Source organism: Erythrobacter sp., assembly GCA_019739335.1.
Taxonomy (GTDB): domain Bacteria; phylum Pseudomonadota; class Alphaproteobacteria; order Sphingomonadales; family Sphingomonadaceae; genus Alteraurantiacibacter.
Window position 1 is genome coordinate 2,420,640 of the sequence record CP073261.1, and the last position, 20,025, is coordinate 2,440,664.

Genomic DNA, 20,025 nt, shown 5'->3' on the forward strand with positions numbered 1-20,025 from the left:
AAGCTTACCGCAATCTCTTAGAGAACGCCCTCAGCCCCTGCAGGTTCGGTGTCACCCGGGATCAGCCCGCGTGCTTCGAGCAACGGTTCCACGCGCGGATCGCGGCCGGTGAAGTCGCGGAACATCTGTTCGTAGGTCTTCGAATGGCCCTGGCCGAGGAAGGTGTCGACGATCCGGTCGCCCATCTCGCGCGTCATGCCGCCGTTCGCCTCGACATAGCTGTAGGCATCATGGTGCAGCATTTCGGTCCATGTGTAGGCGTAGTAGCCCGCATCGTAGCCGTGCTCGAAAATGTGCCGGAAGTACGGCGTGCGATAGCGCGGCGGGACGAGGTCGGAGCGCAGCCCGATCCGCTCCAGCGCGGCTTCCTCGAAAGCCATCACGTCGGCTGGTGCAGGCTCGCTGGGATCGAGTGAATGCCATTCCATGTCGAGCAGGCTCGCGGCGATCACTTCCCCGAAGCCGTGGCCCTGGTTGAACTGGCCCGCGCGGTTGATCGCTTCGACCAGCTCCATCGGGATCACTTCGCCGGTTTCGTGATGGCGCGCATAGCGCTGCAAAACCTCCGGCAGCGCGGCGAAGTTTTCGTGGAACTGGCTGGGGAATTCCACCCAGTCGCGCGCCGTGTTGGTGCCCGACAGCGACGGATATTGCTGATCAGCGAAGATGCCGTGCAGCGCGTGGCCGAATTCGTGGAACATCGTTTCAACATCGTCCCAGGTCGCCAGCGCGGGTTCACCCGGCGCGGGCGGGGCAATGTTCTGGGTGTTGGTGACCACCGGGCGCAGGCCGAGCAGGTGGCTCTGCTCGATGAAATTGCTCATCCACGCCCCGCCGCGCTTGCTCTCGCGCTGCATCGGATCGAAGTAGAACAGCGCAATCGGTTCACCATCGTGGAACACGGTGTAGACGCTGACATCGGGGTGATAGGTGGGAATGTCGCTGCGCTGTTCGAAGGTCAGCCCGTAAAGCTCCCCGGCCATGTAGAACACGCCGTCTTCCAACACCCGGTCCACCACGAAGTATTGTTTAATCTCCTCGTTGTTCAGCGCGTAGCGTTCCTGCCGGACGATCTCGGCATAATAAGGCCAGTCCCACGCGGCCAGGGTGAAGTCATGCCCGTCCTGCTCGGCGCGCGCCTGCAACAGTGCGGCCTCGCGCTCCTGCGTAGCGCGCAGTGCGGGGACCATGTCGGCCATGAAGCCGATGGCCTGCGCCGGATCGGAAACCATGCGGTCGTACATCTGCCAGTTTGCATGGGTCGCTTCACCGAACAGCGCCGCGCGGCGGTTGCGCAGGGCAATCGTCTCGCGCACCAGCGGCAGGGTGGAATTCTCGCCCGTCTGGTTGCGATCCACGCTGGCGCGGTGCAGCCGTTCACGCACATCGCGATTGTGCAGTTGCGCCAGTTGCGGCACGCCGGTGGTGTTGCTGACGGTGAGCATGAACTTGCCTGGATGGCCGTTTTCGCTGGCCAGCGCGGCGGCTGAAGCAATCTGCCCTTCGGAGAGGCCCGCCAGTTCCTCGCGCGTGTCCACCACGATGGAGGCGTCGTTCTGCCCCTGCGTGATCAGCTGCGAAATCTGCGAGGACAGCGAGGACAGCCGCTCGTTGATCTGCCGCAGTTCGGCTTGTTCCGCCGCGCCCAGCTGCGCACCGCGATGCACGAAGCGATCATAGGTGGTTTCCAGCAGCATCGCGTCTTCCGCCGTCATCGCCATGGCAGCGCGATTGTCGTAAATCGCCTGCACCCGCGCAAACAGCGCCGGGTTCAGGTAGATGCTGTCGCTCATGCCCGCAATTTGCGGCGCCAGCGCTTCATCAGTGGCGGCGATGGTATCGTTGATATTGGCCGAGACGACCTGGCTGAAGGCACCATAGGCGCGCGAGAAGACCTGGCCGGACTTCTCCATCTCGACCAGCGTGTTGGCAAAAGTGGGCGGATTGGGATTCTCGGCGATGGCTTCGATTTCGGCGATCTGGATGGCGATCGCTTCCTCGATGATGCCCTGCCATTGCGCGTCGGTAACCTGGTCAAACTGCGGCGCGTGCATATAGAGCGGGGACAGTTCGGCGAATACGCTGGTCGCCTGCGGGATTTCCGGATTGTATTCGACGGCTTGCGGGATGGATGCCACATCGGTCTCCGGAGTGGTGGTGCAGGCGGATGCCAGGGCAGCGATCATAGTGGTGGCGAGCAGGCGCGATTTCATGGTGGGCGACCTCTTTCTGTCTGTCAATTGGTGCGGCAACGCGCCCGGTCGGGCCTGGTTGCCGGTGAAACGAATGCCTTACTCCTAGCAGACAAAGCTGCCAAGGCGCTGAACGGGTTGTTAAAGCGGTTGGTCGATTGGCGCGCCCTGCGGGAAGTCCAGCAGCCGCGAATAGAGCGCGCCGTTCGGCGTGAGATTGCTTTCCCAGAGCGAAAAGCCCTCCACCAGCCACGGCCCGGCCGCCAGATCGCCATGCGCGGCCAGCCAGTCGCCAATCGGCCCGCTCCCCGAATTCAGCCGCGCGAGGGTGACATGGGGCACAAACTTGCGCGTTTCCGCAGGCACGCCGGCACGGCGGCATGCCATTTCCACGCTGTACTGCAAGTCTGCGAGCGCGCTGGAGCGCGTTAGGCCCGCCCATACCGCCTTGCCGTGCCCCTTGCGCTCGAAATGCCCGACCCCGCTGATGGCGAGCGTGAAGGGGCGGAACGGCACAGACTCCAACGCGGTGGCCAGATCGTCAAACTGATGCCGATCCACCTCGCCGACAAACCGCAGCGTCAGATGCAGGTTATCCGCCTCCTGCCAGCGCGCACCGGAGATGCCCTCCTGCACATCGAGCAGGGCATCGCGGACCGCTTCGGGCAGGGGCAGGGCGACAAAAAGACGGTGGCAAGGCATGGACTCGCCATAACCGCTTCAATCAGAGGATGAAACTCGCCTCCACGAGATTGATCGTGCCATCCAGCCGGATCGCGTAATCAGCCAGCGCGTCACCGTTCACGTCCATATAGATCATGGTGTTGCCACCCTCGTGTGCCCAGCGCAGCTCGCCCGCCGTGCCGGAGAAGGCAACGCTGCCGATATAGTCGAAGCCATCGTCTTCGCCGCCAAAGATGGCATCGACGGCGGACAGGTCGATCTTGTCGCCTTGCGCCCGGTCGAAGTCGGTGATCCGGTCGGCGGTGTTGATGGCCAGTCCGGCAAAGTCGCCGTCATCGAAGGCGAATACGTCTGCGCGCAGTCCGCCGGTCATCACATCGCGGTCCGCCCCGCCGATCAGCCGGTCCAGCCCGTCGTCGCCGTCGAGGATATCAGCTCCGGCCCCACCATACAGCGTATCGCTGCTGGCTTCGCCGCGGAGCGTATCATTGCCGGTACCTCCGTAGAGGACATCGTTGCCGCTGCCGCCCAGGATCAGGTCATTGCCGCCATCACCATGGAGCGTATCGTTACTGTTACCCCCGTTCAGAACATCGTCGCCTTCACCGCCGTGGATGGTGTCTGCCCCGGAATTGCCGAGCAGCCGGTCGGCACCGTTGCCGCCCATGATGATGTCGGATGCATTGCTGCCGTAGATCGTATCGTCTCCGTCGAGCCCGGAAAGCGTTGCACCGGCACTGCCGCCGAAGATCCGGTTGGCCAATGCATTGCCGGTGCCAACAGTGGCGGCAGCTCCCGCCAGCCGCAGATCCTCGACATCGGCGCCAAGCGTATAGTTCAAGGCGGAAAGGACGAAATCGATTCCCTCGCCCGCCAGTTCGATGATCACATCGCCTGTTTCATAGACGAAGTATCTATCGTCCCCCGCGCCGCCCTGCATGGTGTCGTTGCCGATCCCGCCATTGAGGATATCGTTTCCGGCACCGCCGATCAGCACATCAGCGCCGCCCAAGCCAAGCAGCTGGCTGCCCAGCACCGCGTTGGCGACAAGTTCATTGCCAAGCTGGTTGCCGACAAGTTCCGTTGCGGAACCCGCCAGTTCGAATGCCTCGACATTGCGAAACCGCACCACATTCGCGGTAAAATTGCCGGTGCTGATGACCCGGTCGAAGCCCTGGCCCAGCAGTTCGGTGACCACGTCACCTATGCTGTCTATCAGGTAGGTATCGTTCCCCTGGCCGCCCACCAGCGTGTCATCGCCAATGCCGCCATCCAGCCGGTCGTCGCCGCCAAGTCCGTAGAGCCTGTCGTTCCCGCCAAGTCCGTTGAGAATGTCGATCGCCCCGGTTCCGGTCAGCTCATCGTTATCCGGCGTGCCGTTCTGGGTATTGCCGGTGACGACCGCGTCGGCTGCTTCCACATCCAGCTTCACGTTGGCCGTGCCGAGCGTGGCCGACCGGCTGATCGACCCCGAGAGCCCCCCGCCACTGAAGCTGATGTCGTAAGTGCCCGCAGGCACGGCGATCTGCCAGCCGCCGGCTTCCCAGGTGGTGGTGGTAAAGATCCCTGCAGTGCCGCTCAGCCGGACGGTGACTCCGCCCAGGCCTTCGCCAACGTCGTAGAAGTCGTCGTTGTCCGCATCGTCGATCACCACGCCGACGAACTGCGCGGCATAGGAGAAGCGGCTGCCGAAATCCTGCGTGATGACGAAGGGGCCGACATCGGTAGCGGCGTTGTTTTCTTGCGTGATGGCGATGCCGATCTCGCGGAAAGTGCCGTTCATCAGGCTGTTGAGGTGGCCCGCCGGGTCCTGGATCCCGTCGCCGCGGATCTGCCAGTCGGGGTACAGGGTGTTGCCGTTGAAATCCTCGACATCATAGCCCCAGTCGATCACGAAGCCCGCGTGGCCGTATTCGACACTGTCCGAATAGGCATAGATATTCTCGCCCAGCGCGTTCCAGCCGGTATAGCCCGCATTGGTGGCACGGGTGCCGAGGCCCGGCTCGCCCGGCAACTGGTGGCTCTGCGTATCGGCGGCGATCATCGCCTGGTTGTGGGTGAGGGCGGCTTGCGCCAGCGTGGTACTCCATGCCAGCGGGGCAACCGGATTGTAGGTCAGCAGCGCCGCCTGGAACGAGGCGAGATTGACCCCGAAATAATTGATCGCTCCCTGGATTTCGGCGAGGAAGGCAGCACTGGTCAGCCGCGCATATTCCCCGTCCGGGTCCATCCGCAGGCGGTTGATAAGCTCCAGCATCAGCTGTTCGTGAGCGGTAGGCGGCATGGCGGTGATCCCCGGAAGTGCTGGCGCGGTTGTGCGATACTACCATGCCAGGGGCGGCTGAACAGCGGCTTGCGAGGGAAGGTTAAGCGCGGGGTAGGGGGGTCATAGAATAAAGGCCGATTCCGCCAGGTTGATCGTGCCGTCAAGGCGGATGGCGTAGTCGGCCAAAGCATCGCCATCGACGTCCATAAAGATCATCGTGTTGCTCCCGACATGCTCCCAGCGCAGCTCCCCTGCGGTGCCCGAAAAGGCATCGCTGCCGATGTAATCGAAGGCATCGTCCGCGCCGCCGAGGATCGCATCGACGGCAGAGAGATCGATATTGTCGCCTTCCAGCCTGTTGAAGTCTTTGATCCGGTCCGCAGTGTTGGCAGCCAGTCCGGCAAAGTCGCCGTCATCGAAAGCGAACACGTCTGCCCGCAGCCCACCGGTCATTACATCGCGATTGGCACCGCCGATCAGCAGGTCCACCCCGTCGCCGCCATCAAGGATGTCCGCCCCGTCCTCGCCGTGCAGCGTATCCATATTGGCTCCTCCGCGGAGCGTATCGTTTCCGGTACCGCCGTAGAGGACATCATTGCCAACGCCGCCCAGTATCAGGTCATTGCCGCCATCGCCGTGGAGCGTATCGATATTGGAGCCGCCATTGATGATGTCGTCGCCTTGGCCGCCGTGGATGGTGTCTTCGCCAGCATTGCCAACGAGTCGATCCGCTCCGTTACCACCGTAGATCGAATCGGCGGTGTTGCTGCCATAGATGGTATCGTCGCCATCAAGCCCGGAGAGCGTCGCGCCCGCGATTCCCGCGAAAATCCTGTTGGCGAGCGCGTTACCGGTTCCGACAGCGGCTGATCCGGCGAGGCGCAAATTTTCGATGTGCGCGCCAAGAGTGTAATCGACTGTGGAAAGCACGGAATCGACTCCTTCCTTGGCCAGTTCGATGACGACATCGTCCGGATCATCAACGACGTAGCTGTCGTCCCCGATACCCCCCCGCATGATGTCCTGGCCCGATCCGCCGTCCAGATGGTCGTTTCCTTCGCCGCCGAATAGTTGGTCGTCCCCCTGCTCGCCCCAAAGTTTGTCATTACCTGTGAGCCCGCGCAGTATATCGTCGTCCAGGCCGCCAAAAATTTGGTCGTTTCCGCCCTCGCCAACGAGGAAATCCCGTCCGGCGTCTCCAAAAATCCGGTCATCCCCGCTACCGCCCTTTACGGCATCATGGCCATTCCCGCCGTAAATTAAATCGTTGCCGCCGCCTCCGAAAATGTTGTCACTTCCGTTCCCGCCATCAAGATGGTCGCGTCCCGCACCTCCCTCGAGGTAATCATTGCCATCCCAGCCGAGAAGGAAATCGTTACCTATGCCGCCGTCCAATCGGTCGGCCCCACGGCCACCATTCAGATTATCGTCGCCGGAATTCCCAAACAGATTGTCGTCGCCGTCCCCGCCCCGCAATGTATCGTCATGGCTGCCGCCGTACAGCGTATCATTGTCGATCCCACCGTGGAGGTAATCGTGGCCAGGCCCACCATAGATCAGGTCATCGCCGACACCCCCATGAAGCCGATCATCGCCATGGCCGCCGTCCAGCAGATCGTGACCTGAGCCTCCATCGAGAAAGTCGTTGCCATGATTGCCATGCAACAGATCGTCGCCGACTGCGCCATAAAGCTCATCGTTCCCAAGGCCGCCGATCAGCGTATCATTGCCGGTGCCACCGCTCAGGAAGTCGTCACCTCTTTCACCTTCGAGGTGATCGTCGCCATCGCCCCCGTAGAGAAAGTCGTTGCTTCCCCCTGCCAGCATCCTGTCATCGCCGGCCCCGCCAAAGAGCGTATCCGCCCCCGATAATGAAACGACCGAATCATTCCCGTCGCCAGCGTAAACAGTGCTGCGGCCGACGCCGGTGAAGATTGCGTTTGCCAGTTCATTTCCGAAGAGAGTGGTAGGAATGCCGATCTGAAAAATCAGTTGGATATTTTCGACATTTGCTGGCGCGACGGTAACGGCCAGTGATGAAACGATCGTGTCTGTTCCGCCGTCTTCTGCCTCGATGATCTCCGCCGGGGACTGAACGAAGTATTTGTCATTTCCGCTGCCACCACTTGCCGTATCGCGGCCTCCTCCGAGGATGAACAAGTCATCGCCTGCAGTGCCGGTCAGGCTATCATCTGCGCTACTGCCAAGAAACAATGTCAGCTTGTCCAGATCGGGCACCGCCGCGCGGTGTTCGTCCAGTTGCACCTGCGAGTCCGGATCGTCGACCAGATTGGAAAGTTGGTGCGGATCTGCCAATATATTGTAGAATTCTTCCTTTCCGTCGGCATAGCGGATGTAGCGGAACTCATCCGTGCGATAGCTGTAATCACCATAGACCCAGGTGAAGGCACCATCCCCGGCATATTGTGATGGATCGCCGCCCTCCATCAGCGGCAGCAAGGTATTACCCGAACCGCGAAACCCCCCCTCCACACCGGCGAGATCAAGCACTGTCGGATATATGTCCGAGAGGCTTACCACGGTGCCCACCACCCTGCCTTCGGTTTGACCAGCTTCGCGGATCATTAGCGGAGCACGACCGGACTCCTCCCACAGTGTGAATTTGCTCCACAGTCCGCGATCTCCGAGGTGGTACCCGTGATCGGAAAAGAGGACGACGTCCGTGTTGTCGGCATAAGGTGACGCATCGAGGGCCCCGATCATCTTGCCAAATAGCGAATCTGCATAGGAAACGGAGGCCAGATAGGCGTGGATGAGTTCCACCCAGGCATCATTGTCAAGCACGAGCCCGTGGAAGGCGCTGCCAGTCATAGCATAATAAAAATCCGCCATACCGGCAGTGTCGTCGCCAAAATAGGGGACAGTAATATCATTCGGATCGTAGAGGTCGAAAAACTCCTGTGGCACGATCCAGTCGATATGAGGGCGATAGATGCCGGCTGCCAGTGCGAAAGGGTTTGTATGGCTTTCCTGAAGGAAGCCCACCACTTGCTCGGTCAGGACGGTATCTGCCAGCGTTAAATCACCCGAACTGCCATACGCGACTCCGGCAACATTACTTCCGCCCGGAACAGTCCCGTTGGAAAATCCCGACCAGTCAAGAAACCGCGAAACGAACTGATCCATTTCCGGGTAGTAAGGCCGATGAAATACCTTGCCGCCCATAACAACGTCATAACCGCCGGCGTCGAGCCGCGAGAAAAGCACGTCTTCGACTGCTACGCGTTCGAAGATTGGCACTGCATTGTCGACGATCCCCGTATCCCAGCTATCGCGTCCAGACAAAATCGAAGAGCGCGAGGGGTTGCAGAGTGCCACATGGGCAAATGCATTGATGAAGTTGTTCGACTGAGCTGCGAAGGCGTCCAGATGTGGCGTCTTTACTAGATCGGCTAGTTCGGGCCAGGCGTTAATAGAGAACAAGTCGTCGATTGAAACGAGTACGACATTCGGCAAGAGAATAGGCCTCCGGGAGTATTCGAAGATGAGCGATAGGGGAACAGCATTTTCGATCATGCTCCTTGCCGTGTCAATAGCAAGCTGCCATTTTATAAATAAAGTTAATATATTTATCGAAATTACCACGCCGTTAGCACCGCTTGACTCACTCGAACATTTCGTGAACAAAGCGTGTCAGTAATCCCCGCCCAACATACCACCCTCCGCCCCTCTGGACTCAGCCCCCTCCAGCCCCCACTTGGACCGCCTATGGCTCTCACCCACATCACTCAGCATAGGTGTTCCGTATGCTGACGCATATTTCCGTCAAAGGCGCCCGCGAGCATAATCTCAAGGGCATCGATATCGAATTGCCGCGCGATTCGCTGATCGTCATCACCGGGCTTTCGGGCAGCGGCAAGTCGAGCCTCGCCTTCGATACCATCTATGCCGAGGGGCAGCGGCGCTATGTCGAGAGCCTTTCCGCCTATGCGCGGCAATTCCTCGAAATGATGCAGAAGCCCGATGTCGAGCATATCGACGGGCTGAGCCCCGCGATCTCGATCGAGCAGAAGACTACCAGCCGCAATCCGCGCTCCACCGTGGCCACCGTCACCGAGATCTACGATTACATGCGGCTGCTGTGGGCGCGCGTCGGCGTGCCCTATTCGCCCACCACCGGATTGCCGATCGAGGCGCAGACCGTCTCCAACATGGTCGACCGGGTGATGGCGCTGCCCGAAGGGACGCGGCTGTTCCTGCTCGCCCCGGCGGTGCGCGGGCGCAAGGGGGAGTACCGGCGCGAACTGGCCGAGTGGCAGAAGGCGGGCTACACCCGCGTGCGGATCGACGGCGAGATGTATGGCATCGAAGACGCGCCCGCGCTCGACAAGAAGTTCAAGCACGATATCGAGGTGGTGGTCGATCGGCTGGCGGTAAAGCCGGGGCTGGAAACGCGGCTGGCCGAGAGTTTCGAACAGGCGCTGAAGCTGGCCGAGGGGCTGGCTTATGTGGATCTGGCGGATGGGGTGGTAGCTCCCCTCCCGCTGGCGGGAGGGGCTGGGGGTGGGCCTGTCGAGGGCAGCACTTCGGACACGCCCACCCCTGACCCCTCCCGCAAGCGGGAGGGGGGACTAAAAGGCGCCGGCATCCCCGCCAACCGCATCGTCTTCTCCGAAAAGTTCGCCTGCCCCGTCAGCGGCTTCACCATCGAGGAAATCGAACCCCGGCTGTTCTCGTTCAACGCGCCACAGGGGGCCTGTCCAACCTGCGACGGGCTGGGCGAGAAGATGCTGTTCGATCCGCAACTCGTCGTTCCCAACGAGGAGCTGACGCTGAAGAAAGGCGCGGTGGTGCCCTGGGCGAAAAGCAATCCGCCCTCGCCGTACTACATGCAGGTGCTGGGATCGCTGGCGAAGGCCTATGGCTTCGATCTCGACACCCCGTGGAACGCGCTCAGCGAGGAGAACCGCAGCGTCATCCTCTACGGCACCAGGGGCAAGCGGGTGCCGCTCACCTTCAGGGACGGGCGCAAGGAATATACCGTCGAAAAGCCGTTCGAAGGGGTGATCGGCAATCTCAACCGCCGCCTGGTGCAGACCGAAAGCGCGTGGATGCAGGAGGAGCTGAGCCGTTACCAGACCGCGCAGCCGTGCGAGACCTGCGACGGTGCGCGGCTGAACGAGAAGGCGCGGGCGGTGAAGCTGCCGGGCGGTGTCGACATCAGCCAGCCGGTGCGCTTCTCGGTGTCCGACGCGCTCGCCTGGTTCACCGCGTTGCCCGACAGCCTGACCGACACCCAGAACCAGATCGCCCGCGCCATCCTCAAGGAAATCGTTGAGCGGCTGGGGTTCCTCAACAATGTCGGGCTCGATTACCTCAATCTCGATCGCACCAGCGGCACCCTCTCCGGCGGGGAGAGCCAGCGCATCCGCCTCGCCAGCCAGATCGGCTCCGGCCTCAGCGGCGTGCTCTACGTGCTCGACGAGCCGAGCATCGGCCTGCACCAGCGCGATAACGACCGGCTGCTGGAAACGCTCAAGCGCCTGCGCGATCTCGGCAACACCGTAATCGTGGTCGAGCATGACGAGGACGCGATCCGCGCCGCCGATCATATCGTCGATCTCGGCCCCGGCGCAGGGGTGCACGGCGGCGAGGTGGTGGCCGAGGGGACGCTCAAGCAGATCCTCAAGGCCAAACGCAGCCTCACCGCCGATTACCTCACCGGCCGCCGCGAAATCGCCGTCCCGGCCAAGCGCCGCAAGGGCAACGGCAAGAAGCTGACCGTCCACGGCGCGCGGGCGAACAACCTGCGCAACGTCACCGCCTCCATCCCGCTCGGCACCTTCACCTGCGTGACGGGGGTAAGCGGCAGCGGCAAGTCCAGCTTCACCATCGACACGCTCTACGCCGCCGCCGCGCGGCACCTAAACGGCGCGCGGGTGATCGCCGGCGCGCACGACAAGGTGACGGGTCTCGATCATTGCGACAAGGTGATCGAGATCGACCAGTCGCCCATCGGCCGCACCCCGCGCTCCAACCCGGCCACCTACACCGGCGCCTTCACCCAGATCCGCGACTGGTTCGCCGGCCTGCCCGAAAGCCTCGCGCGCGGGTACAAGCCGGGCCGCTTCAGCTTCAACGTCAAGGGCGGGCGCTGCGAGGCGTGCAGCGGCGACGGGCTGATCAAGATCGAAATGCACTTCCTCCCCGATGTCTACGTCACCTGCGAGGAATGCCACGGCAAGCGGTACAACCGCGAAACGCTCGAAGTAAAGTTCAAGGGCCTCTCGATCGCCGACGTGCTCGACATGACGATCGAGGATGCCGAGGTCTTCTTCAAGGCGGTGCCCTCGATCCGCGAGAAAATGCACATGCTCAACGAGGTCGGGCTGGGCTACGTCAAGGTCGGCCAGCAGGCGACCACGCTTTCGGGCGGGGAGGCGCAGCGGGTGAAGCTGGCGAAGGAACTGGCCCGCCGCTCCACCGGGCAGACGCTCTACATCCTCGACGAACCGACCACCGGCCTGCACTTCGAAGACGTGCGCAAACTGCTCGAAGTGCTGCACCGGCTGGTGGAGCAGGGCAATTCGGTGGTGGTGATCGAACACAACCTCGACGTGATCAAGACCGCCGACTGGCTGCTCGACCTGGGCCCGGACGGCGGCGTGCGCGGCGGCGAGGTGGTGGCCGAAGGCACGCCGGAAAAGGTCGCGGCCACGCCGGGGAGCTACACGGGCGCCTACCTCGCGCCGATGCTGGCGAAAGCCTCCGGGCGCGCCCCCGCGCAGGCGGCGGCGGAGTAAACCTAAGATCCTCCCCGCGACAAAGTCGGGGGGGACTCGCAGAGGGCGCGAAGCGCCAGCGGGACCATCCGCAGGATGGTGGAGGGGCAGGTGCCTCCATCACAATTCCCGCTACCCCGCATAAACCGCGCAGTCAGGTTCCACGCAGAGACGCAGAGACGCGGAGAGCCTCTGCGCAGAAGCCGCCCTATCCGCCACCCGCAACTGGCGGCGGAGAACGCCCCGGTGCTGCGCGAGCCCCGCATGGCCTCGCGCTGCGCCGATCCGGAGGGCTTCTTGCTGATCGAGCGCGACCGCTTAGGCGGCATCGCGCGCGAGCGGATTGCCGATGCGATACTGGAAGCGCGGGTTTAGGGGAGTAAATCCTCTCCGGAACGTGGAGGGGAACCACCGAAGGTGGTGGAGGGGCCGCTATCCGTTAGGTGCTAACCCTGCGCCAACACCCAGCGATACCCGGCCCCACCGTGAGCATTGCGTCTGCCACCACCATTTTTCGGAGTGGACACTAGTAGCAACGAGATTGGGAGCGAGGCGAAGGAAGCGCTGCCGATGGTTCTCCCTCATAATCCTCGTCTGCGAACAGTCATTTGTAAGCGTAGCCAAAACGCGCATCTTGGTAAACCTGGTCGGCCAAGTAATGCGTCCGCTCCTTTATTGCGTTTTCATCCCACGAACCAAACTTTTGGGCATACTCCGCAAATTCATATATATACTGGGGGACATTCTTAATGTTGTTCGAAAAATTTGCAGGATGTAAAAGCTTCTCGATTTTTTGTTCAGGACTATCACTTCCGAGAATGCCATTTATTTGCTTCGGCATTACGATGAGGTTGCCAATGTCATGAACCACAGAATCTTCATCGGTGGCACTGGATTGCGCCAATAAATGCTCGATATCGAATTCACTAACCGCGCCGGCTTCGGCGCCATAAAAATCGACCAAGCTAATTCTCTGACCCTCTTTGACGGCCTTATTGGCGATTCTATCAAACGTATATCTGATGATCGCCCGATCATTTAAGCTTTCATAACTCAAATAACCGAAGTTTGCAGAAAACTCTTCTCGACTCGCTGTACGCTCCTTCAGTTCCTCTAAAAGAGAGTTTACACCTGCCTTAAAGTCGTCACCGTTGTAAAGTCGGTCAGAATGCGATGCATAAGTTCTTTCGACTTCATTTCCGATGCGACGGCAAATTTTATTATTAATGTAGTGGTATGACTCGAGATAGCGAACCAAATTGATGAGGTCTTTAGGGTCTCTTCCATCTTGAGGCAGGTTCGTAAACGCGCTGACTGCGGCGTAAATAAGGGGCAGGGGTTGCGTCACGTTAAAGAGTCGTAGAGCGGCGACTGATCGAGATATCTCCGTCAGATACATCATGTTGGTCGCGACACCGACACCCATCATCCAGTCAGGAAAGGTCTTTCTCTCGTTGGAATAAAAAGCTGCGTAGTATTCGCTGAAATTCTGGAGTTCATTGACGAATTCATTTACTCCGATTTCGGCCGCATAACTCCGCAGATTTCGGTACAAATCTCTATTTGCAACTGGGCCTCTGCGTGAGATCCAAAAATACTTTAGAACGCGGAGAATGTTATTCCCTGCGTATTCGGACACACGGTCCCAGATTTCCTCTGCTGCGTCGTCGAGTTCTTTGCTTCTGGAAAACAGGAAGTTTTTAAGGAGATCTGAGACCTCAAGTGGCTTTCCACGGGCATTAGTGCGCTCAAATATCTCAAACGCTTCAGATTTGTCGTCGACGTCAATTCTGATAATGTAGGTCTGATGCTGTAACTGCTTTACAAATTTTATGAATGCTTCTTGCCCCTTGCCCTCGCAAAGATCACTGATTTGGGTAGCTGCATACTTATAAATCGGTTCAACTCGGGAAACTTGGCGACGAATCGACCGAGTTTTCTTAGTTTTGGAATCGAAGACTGAGTCGGGAAAAGAAGTATCCCAATCGGGAGCGCACATGATGTCGAAAACGTCACGAATCGTCTCAGACGCTTTCAACCTGTTAAAGCTACTTCCAAGTACAACATCAGAATTTTGAATATCGTTCTGTATGTTAAGTGCAAGCTGCGGATTTTGCAAAACATTTTTAGCAAAATCTCGTGCAGCAATTAGAGCAATGATTATTGTCGTAAATCGTTGTTGACCGTCGATAATTTCTACTTGATTCCCACTTTTTTCATCGGCGACATCAAATATCATACTGCCGAGAAAGAGGTCTTGATCATAGTTCGATTCTAGGCACTGTATCAGATCAGTAAAGAGATCCTTTACCTGCGTGTCACCTTTCCAATCGTAGCCTCTCTGATACCGTGGGATCACAAACTGTGAGTTTGAGCTTACAAGTTGCTTTATTGTGAATTTTCGCGGCTCGCGCATAAATATCCTCCAGATAAGCATGAGTTACCGAGGCCGTGCGGTTCGTCAATGGGATTTAGCGGCATAGTTAGCCGGCGCGGGTTCGACACAATTTTGCCCCCCTTTCCTACATCCCCCATTCCATGCCCTACTGCGCGGTTCCGTCCCCCACCGCTCACGAGGCATAGCCCATGAACCACCCCGATCCCGCCCAGTTCGCGCGCCAGCTCCCCGCGCTCGTGGCCGCGCTCCCCGGCGATCACACCCGCGCGCCGCAAACCGAATTCATCCGCGAGCGGCAGGTCAGGTTTCTCGAAAATCTCTCGGTCACCGGATCGGTGCGCTCGGCCGCTACCGCTGCCGGGGTCAGCCATCAGACCGTCTATCGCGCGCGGCGGGCGACCGGCGCGTTCCGCACCGCGTGGGATGCGGCGCTGGTGGTGGCGCGGGCCAATGCCGAGGCGGTGCTCGCCGCGCGCGCGATCGACGGGGTGGAGGAGAGCGTGTTCTACCACGGCGAGGAGGTTGCCACCCGCACCCGCTTCTGCAGCCGCCTGCTGCTCGCGCACCTCGCCCGGCTCGATCGGCTGGCGGAGAATCCGCGCGCGCAGGCCTTTGCCGGGCGGTTCGACGAAGCGCTCGCGGCCTTCGAACGCGGCGAGGAATTGCTGGCGGAAGCGGCTGCCGATCCTGCCGCCGCCCAGGCTGCGCCGTCGTTTTCGGGCCATGAACCGTGTAACACCCGGTCCATGTCTCCCCCCGGCACCTACCCGCCGTGTCCCGAATGCGAGGGGCTGTGCCTCGATCCCGCCGCCGAACTCAGCCCCCACGACTGCATGTGGCTGGGCAACCGGATCGACCGGATGGATGCCCATCGCCCGGCGGGGGCGAAGGAGCCGTACGAGCTCGCCCGCGGTACCGCCGAAGCGGGCCGGATCGAAGCGCGCCAGCTGCTCGCCTTCGAGAAGGGGGAGGACGAATGGTGGCTGGCGGGGGTTGTCGATCCGTTTGCCGACGATTGGCTGGACAGTGCAGAGCTGGATGCAGCAGGTGCGGGGGAGGATTGCAGCGCGGCGCAATCGGCGTAGACTCTCCCCAGCGGCCCGGCTGGAGTCGTCGTGGCCGCCACTTGGGAAGAGAGTGGGAGAGTGACGATGACGCAGTGGGATGCGATCGCGCGCCGGGTTGCGGTTTGCGTGCGGGTGTTCGGGGGAGTCTTCGGGGGTGTCCTGGCCATAGGCCTGGCGGGCGGAGCGGCGGCACAGGACAGCGCGCTGCTGAGCGCCAACCTCTACGGCCAGTCCGTGGCGGGCGGCGAGGGGGACGAGGACGCCTCCGCCGACTGGAACGCCGAGGTGTTTACGGGTTCTGGCACCGGGGCCGAAGCAGGGGGCGCGCGGCTGTGCTACTACCTCGACCTGAACGACCTGGACGACGCCAGCGGCGTGGCGCTCTATCGCGGCGGGGAGGGTGATGCGGGGGTGGAAGTGCTGCCGCTGCAACTGCCCGGTCCGGATGGGGACGAGGTCTGCGTGACTGCCGATGCGGCGGTGCTGGGCGAAGTGGTGGCCGATCCGCCGGAGTTCTACATCCAGATCGCCAGCCGCCGCTTCCCCGCTGGTGCGGTGCGCGGCCAGTTGAGCGATTAGGAGTCGAGCAGCTCCAGCTCGACCGAGCCGTGCCCGGCGCGGACCAGGCCGACCGTCTCGGCAGCGGCGCGGCTGAGATCGATGGTGCGGCCCCGCGTGAACGGCCCGCGATCGTTGATGCGGACGACAACCGATGCGCCGGTGCGCGGATTGGTCACCCGCACAAGGCTGCCGAAGGGCAGGGTGCGGTGCGCGGCGGTCATCTCCGCGTTGGAGAAGGTCTCCCCGCTGGCGGTGCGGCGGCCGTTGAAGTGGTTGGCATAGTAGGAAGCGATCCCGCTGCCGAGCGATGTGCCTTCCGACTGGGCCGGTTCGATCGTGGTGATGTCCACCGCTCCGGCGGAGAGCGCGGGTTCGGGGGCAGTTTCGAACGCGGCGAAGGCTTCTTCGAACTGCGCCTGCTCACTGGGCACGAACACCGGCCCGGCCGCTGCGGGAGAGGCGGTGGTGGGGGCGAGTTCCGCGCGCTGGTCCTGCTGGGCAAAGCCCGCGCCGGTAGCGGAAAAAAGCGCGAGTGCGGCCAGTCCGCCGAGCACCCGCGGAAAAGTGCGGGCGTGGCGCGTGGCCTTGAAATTGGTCTTGCCGTCCATGGCGCCGCCCATACCCCGCTGCGGTAAGGGTTCCCAAACCGGGTGAACGCCTGGCCGATGAGGAGGGGCGGTTCGCCGTGAAATGGTGGCCGAAATGGGGCGAAGTGCCCTTTCCTACTTGGTCTCACCGAGGCCAAACAGGTCGTTCTGAGGCCAAACGACTCGGTTGCAGCGCTAGCGGAAGGAGGGAAAGCCCGGCGAGATCCCCCCCCAAACAGAAATGGGGCCGGCATTGCTGCCGACCCCACTCTCACCGGCGTGTGGACCCCCGAAGGGATGCTTGGCGCCTGGCGTGTCTCCTTGCAGCCGTTGCCCGAAGGCCCGGTGCTGTCCGGATATGTCGCCCGGCGCTCGCGCCGGTGCCGGAGCGGATTTTCCGATTGGCGATACCGCAAAGCGATCTCAGCCCATCTTTCCACCCGTCCGAGACCGGTTGTGTCCTCTGGTGCTTCAAGCGGTCCTTTCGACACCGGAGTGTCTCCATTTCCTCGGCACCGGATTTCTCCTCCGGCCTTTCCCGATGATTGCCGCCTGCGGTCTCAACAGTCCGTTTGGTGTCCTGCTTCCGAAGAAGCGATCTGCCGCCCTTTCCTCCTCCGCGCGGTTGCTACCATCGCGTCGATTTCGTCCGGTCTCTCCTGTATCCGGATCGGCAAGCGATCCTTCGTGGTGGAGACTTTCCGTCTTCGATGATTGGAGAATGCGCGCGGCGACTGAGTCGGGCAAGGGCGCGAGCGTGCACTTATCCACTTCTGGCGCAATTGCCAGTGGACAAGGGTGGATAAGTCAACGGCTCACCGCAAGGCTCGCCGTTGACGTGCAGTTTTGCCCGGAATGTGGCGAAAAAGGCCTAGCGGCGGTCCCGCTGAGCCAGCAACCGCAGCCGCAGGGCGTTCAATTTGATGAAGCCGCCCGCATCGGCCTGGTCGTAAGCACCCGCGTCATCCTCGAAGGTGACGTGCGCTTCCGAATAGAGCGAGTTTGAAGACTTGCGCCCCACCACGCTGGCCTGGCCCTTGTACAGCTTCAGCCGCACCGTGCCGCTCACCTTGGCCTGCGACAGGTCGATCGCCGCCTGTAGCATCTCGCGTTCGGGGCTGAACCAGAAGCCATTGTAGATCAGCTCGGCATATTTCGGCATCAGCTCGTCCTTGAGATGCGCCGCGCCGCGATCCAGCGTGATCTGCTCGATCCCGCGATGCGCGCGGGCGTAGATCTCGCCCCCGGGGGTTTCGTACATCCCGCGCGACTTCATGCCGACGAAGCGGTTCTCGACCAGATCGAGCCGCCCGATCCCGTGGCGGCGGCCCAGCTCGTTGAGCGCGGTGAGCAGCGCGGCGGGGCTCAGCGCTTCGCCATTCAGTGCCACCCCGTCGCCGCGTTCGAAATCGATGGTGATATATTCGGGAGTGTCAGGCGCGCTTTCGGGATGCTCGGTGCGCGAATAGACGTAGTCGGGCACTTCTTCCCACGGATCTTCGAGAACCTTGCCCTCGGAGGAGGTGTGCAGCAGGTTGGCATCAGTGGAGAACGGGCTTTCGCCGCGCTTGTCCTTCGGCACCTGGATTTGGTGCTGCTCCGCCCAGGCGATCAGCGCGGTGCGGCTGGTCAGGTCCCACTCGCGCCACGGGGCGATCACCTTGATATCGGGGGCGAGGGCATAGGCGGAAAGCTCGAACCGCACCTGATCGTTGCCCTTGCCGGTCGCGCCATGCGCAATCGCATCGGCACCGGTCTCGCGGGCGATCTCGACCAGTCTCTTGGAGATCAGCGGGCGGGCGATGGAAGTGCCGAGCAGGTAATCGCCTTCATAGCGGGCATTCGCGCGCATCATCGGGAAGACGAAATCGCGGACGAATTCCTCGCGCAGGTCCTCAATGAAGATGTGCTCATCCGGGATGCCCATGCGCCGCGCCTTCTCCCGCGCGGGCTCGATCTCCTCGCCCTGGCCGAGATCAGCGGTGAAGGTGACGACCTCCAGCCCGCGTTCGGTCATCAGCCATTTGGCGATTACACTGGTATCGAGGCCACCCGAGTAGGCGAGGACGACCCGTTTCACATCAGACATCGAAAAATCCCGTCGGCAGAAATTGCGTCGCGGCGGTTAGCAGCGCCGGGCGCTTCCCGCAATCGGGCGCGACACCTGGCGCAACAGGCCGGGGAAATACAACGCCAGCCCACCTGCGCGCAACAGGTAGCTGGCGGTGATCGCGATCCATACGCCCCAGTTGCCGAACGACCGCAGTGCGAGATCGAGCGCAATATAGAGCAACGTCGCGGCAACGCCCGCGTTGCGCAGCGCGCGGCCTTGCGTGGCGCCGATGAACACCCCGTCGAGCATCCAGCTTGGCATTCCCACCAGCGGCACCAGCGCGGCGAAAGGCAGGAACTTGCGCGCCGTTTGTCGCACCTGCGGATCGGTGGTCAGCAGGTCTATCACCGCGCCGCCCACCAGCCAGAAGGCGAGCGCGAACACAATACTGCTGGCCAGCGCGAATTCGCCAGTCAGGCGGATCGCGCGCAGGAATCGCTGGCGGTCATGCGCGCCCCAGGCTTGCCCGACGCGCTCTTCGGCGGTGAAGGCGAAGGCATCGAGGATGAAGGCCGCCACGCTGACGAATTGCAGCAGCACATGGTTGGCCGCCAGTGTTTCCGCCCCCATCCTTGCCCCGGCATTGGCGAACCAGGTGAACAGGATCAGCAGCGCCACGGTGCGGATCATGATGTCGCGGTTGACGGCGAACAGCTGCAACAGCCGCGCCCGGTCCAGCAGCAGCTTGCGCGGGGTGCGGCGGGCGAGGGCGAGCATATTCGGACCCGCTACCCGTCCGGCCACGACCAGCCCCAGCCCCAGCGCAATCCATTCCGCGCAGGCAGTGCCCAGGCCGACGCCATAGGCACCCATATCCAGCCCCCAGACAAACCAGACATCGAGGGCAACATTGGCCATGTTCATCACGATCTGGATCGCCAGCGCTTCGCGCGTGCGGCCCAGGCCGAGCAGCCAGCCGTTGATGGCATAGACCGCCAGCGCGGCTGGCGCGCCGTAGAAGCGGCCCTGCAGGTATCCGGATGCCTCGCCCGTTACAGCCTCCGATCCGGACAAGAGGGCAAAGGCGAGCTGGCCGAGCGGCACGCTCAGCGCCAGGATCAACAGACCGAGTGCCATGCCGATGCCCAGTGCGCGCAGCAGCAGCGCCTCGACCTCGCTCCGGTCCTCCGCGCCGTTGGCCTGCGCGGTCAGCCCCGTCATCCCCATGCGCAGGAAGCCGAAGCTCCAGAACACCAGATTGGCGATCACCGCGCCCAGCGCCACCCCTGCCAGCGCCACTGCATCCCCCGTGCGCCCGATCACGGCGGTATCGACAATCCCCACCAGCGGCACCGATGCCTGCCCGAGCATGATCGGCCACGCCTGCGCGAACACGCTGGCGCGGGTGAGTGGGCGGGGGGAGGGGCTGGTCACCCGGCCTCTGTTGCTGCGTCCGACCGCCAAGGCAAGCTGC

General features: G+C 61.9%; 11 protein-coding genes and 2 pseudogenes. 3 read left to right on the forward strand and 10 right to left on the reverse strand.

Annotation, left to right across the window (positions count from 1 at the left end):
* Nucleotides 1-17 precede the first annotated feature (17 nt).
* The 6 genes and pseudogenes from JY451_11960 to JY451_11985 form a co-directional block, all read right to left on the reverse strand.
* Nucleotides 18-2,213 (reverse strand): M3 family metallopeptidase, encoded by a 2,196-nt coding sequence (locus tag JY451_11960; protein QZH74390.1) that lies wholly within the window; start codon nt 2,211-2,213, stop codon nt 18-20.
* A 120-nt stretch (nt 2,214-2,333) separates the two neighbouring features.
* Nucleotides 2,334-2,894: an RNA 2',3'-cyclic phosphodiesterase gene (gene thpR, locus JY451_11965; GenBank protein QZH74391.1), complete on the reverse strand. Its 561-nt coding sequence runs from the start codon at nt 2,892-2,894 to the stop codon at nt 2,334-2,336.
* 22 nt (nt 2,895-2,916) lie between these two features.
* Nucleotides 2,917-3,816 (reverse strand): calcium-binding protein, encoded by a 900-nt coding sequence (locus JY451_11970; protein ID QZH76706.1) that lies wholly within the window; start codon nt 3,814-3,816, stop codon nt 2,917-2,919.
* Nucleotides 3,793-4,209 (reverse strand): annotated as a pseudogene (locus JY451_11975) (hypothetical protein). Before JY451_11975 ends, JY451_11970 begins: the two are co-directional and overlap by 24 nt.
* A gap of 363 nt (nt 4,210-4,572) precedes the next feature.
* A pseudogene (locus JY451_11980) lies at nt 4,573-5,160 on the reverse strand (hypothetical protein).
* 102 nt (nt 5,161-5,262) lie between these two features.
* Entirely contained in the window at nt 5,263-8,679 is a 3,417-nt protein-coding gene (locus JY451_11985) for a sulfatase-like hydrolase/transferase (GenBank protein QZH74392.1), read from the reverse strand.
* 230 nt (nt 8,680-8,909) lie between these two features.
* Between JY451_11985 and uvrA the strand changes: the two genes are divergently transcribed.
* Nucleotides 8,910-11,906 carry an excinuclease ABC subunit UvrA gene (gene uvrA / locus JY451_11990; protein QZH74393.1) on the forward strand — a complete coding sequence of 999 codons (2,997 nt, stop codon included), beginning with the start codon at nt 8,910-8,912 and terminating at the stop codon, nt 11,904-11,906.
* 583 nt (nt 11,907-12,489) lie between these two features.
* On the opposite strand, the gene JY451_11995 is transcribed toward uvrA, so the two are convergent.
* A complete protein-coding gene (locus tag JY451_11995; GenBank protein ID QZH74394.1) occupies nt 12,490-14,301 on the reverse strand; it encodes a DUF262 domain-containing protein in 1,812 nt (603 codons plus the stop codon).
* A gap of 170 nt (nt 14,302-14,471) precedes the next feature.
* Between JY451_11995 and JY451_12000 the strand changes: the two genes are divergently transcribed.
* Both JY451_12000 and JY451_12005 read left to right on the forward strand, forming a co-directional pair.
* Entirely contained in the window at nt 14,472-15,368 is an 897-nt protein-coding gene (locus tag JY451_12000) for a hypothetical protein (GenBank protein ID QZH74395.1), read from the forward strand.
* 30 nt (nt 15,369-15,398) lie between these two features.
* Nucleotides 15,399-15,929, forward strand: coding sequence for a CHRD domain-containing protein (locus JY451_12005; protein ID QZH74396.1), 531 nt, complete (start codon nt 15,399-15,401; stop codon nt 15,927-15,929).
* On the opposite strand, the gene JY451_12010 is transcribed toward JY451_12005, so the two are convergent.
* From JY451_12010 to JY451_12020, 3 genes are all read right to left on the reverse strand, one after another.
* Nucleotides 15,926-16,519 (reverse strand): septal ring lytic transglycosylase RlpA family protein, encoded by a 594-nt coding sequence (locus JY451_12010; protein QZH74397.1) that lies wholly within the window; start codon nt 16,517-16,519, stop codon nt 15,926-15,928. The genes JY451_12005 and JY451_12010 overlap by 4 nt on opposite strands.
* Before the next feature lie 850 nt (nt 16,520-17,369).
* Complete coding sequence (locus JY451_12015) at nt 17,370-18,587, reverse strand: argininosuccinate synthase (protein QZH74398.1); 1,218 nt, start codon at nt 18,585-18,587, stop codon at nt 17,370-17,372.
* Between the two features lie 36 nt (nt 18,588-18,623).
* The gene (locus tag JY451_12020; protein QZH76707.1) at nt 18,624-19,922 is read right to left on the reverse strand and encodes an MATE family efflux transporter; all 1,299 of its coding nucleotides are present in this window, start codon (nt 19,920-19,922) and stop codon (nt 18,624-18,626) included.
* Nucleotides 19,923-20,025: the final 103 nt, after the last annotated feature.

Excerpts from the sequence above, each read along its gene's own strand:
- JY451_11960 (QZH74390.1), bottom strand. The coding sequence starts at position 2,213 with ATGAAATCGCGCCTGCTCGCCACCACTATGATCGCTGCCCTGGCATCC.
- thpR (QZH74391.1), bottom strand. The coding sequence starts at position 2,894 with ATGCCTTGCCACCGTCTTTTTGTCGCCCTGCCCCTGCCCGAAGCGGTC.
- JY451_11970 (QZH76706.1), bottom strand. The coding sequence starts at position 3,816 with ATGCAGGGCGGCGCGGGGGACGATAGATACTTCGTCTATGAAACAGGC.
- JY451_11985 (QZH74392.1), bottom strand. The coding sequence starts at position 8,679 with ATGATCGAAAATGCTGTTCCCCTATCGCTCATCTTCGAATACTCCCGG.
- uvrA (QZH74393.1), top strand. The coding sequence starts at position 8,910 with ATGCTGACGCATATTTCCGTCAAAGGCGCCCGCGAGCATAATCTCAAG.
- JY451_11995 (QZH74394.1), bottom strand. The coding sequence starts at position 14,301 with ATGCGCGAGCCGCGAAAATTCACAATAAAGCAACTTGTAAGCTCAAAC.
- JY451_12000 (QZH74395.1), top strand. The coding sequence starts at position 14,472 with ATGAACCACCCCGATCCCGCCCAGTTCGCGCGCCAGCTCCCCGCGCTC.
- JY451_12010 (QZH74397.1), bottom strand. The coding sequence starts at position 16,519 with ATGGACGGCAAGACCAATTTCAAGGCCACGCGCCACGCCCGCACTTTT.
- JY451_12015 (QZH74398.1), bottom strand. The coding sequence starts at position 18,587 with ATGTCTGATGTGAAACGGGTCGTCCTCGCCTACTCGGGTGGCCTCGAT.
- JY451_12020 (QZH76707.1), bottom strand. The coding sequence starts at position 19,922 with ATGCTCGGGCAGGCATCGGTGCCGCTGGTGGGGATTGTCGATACCGCC.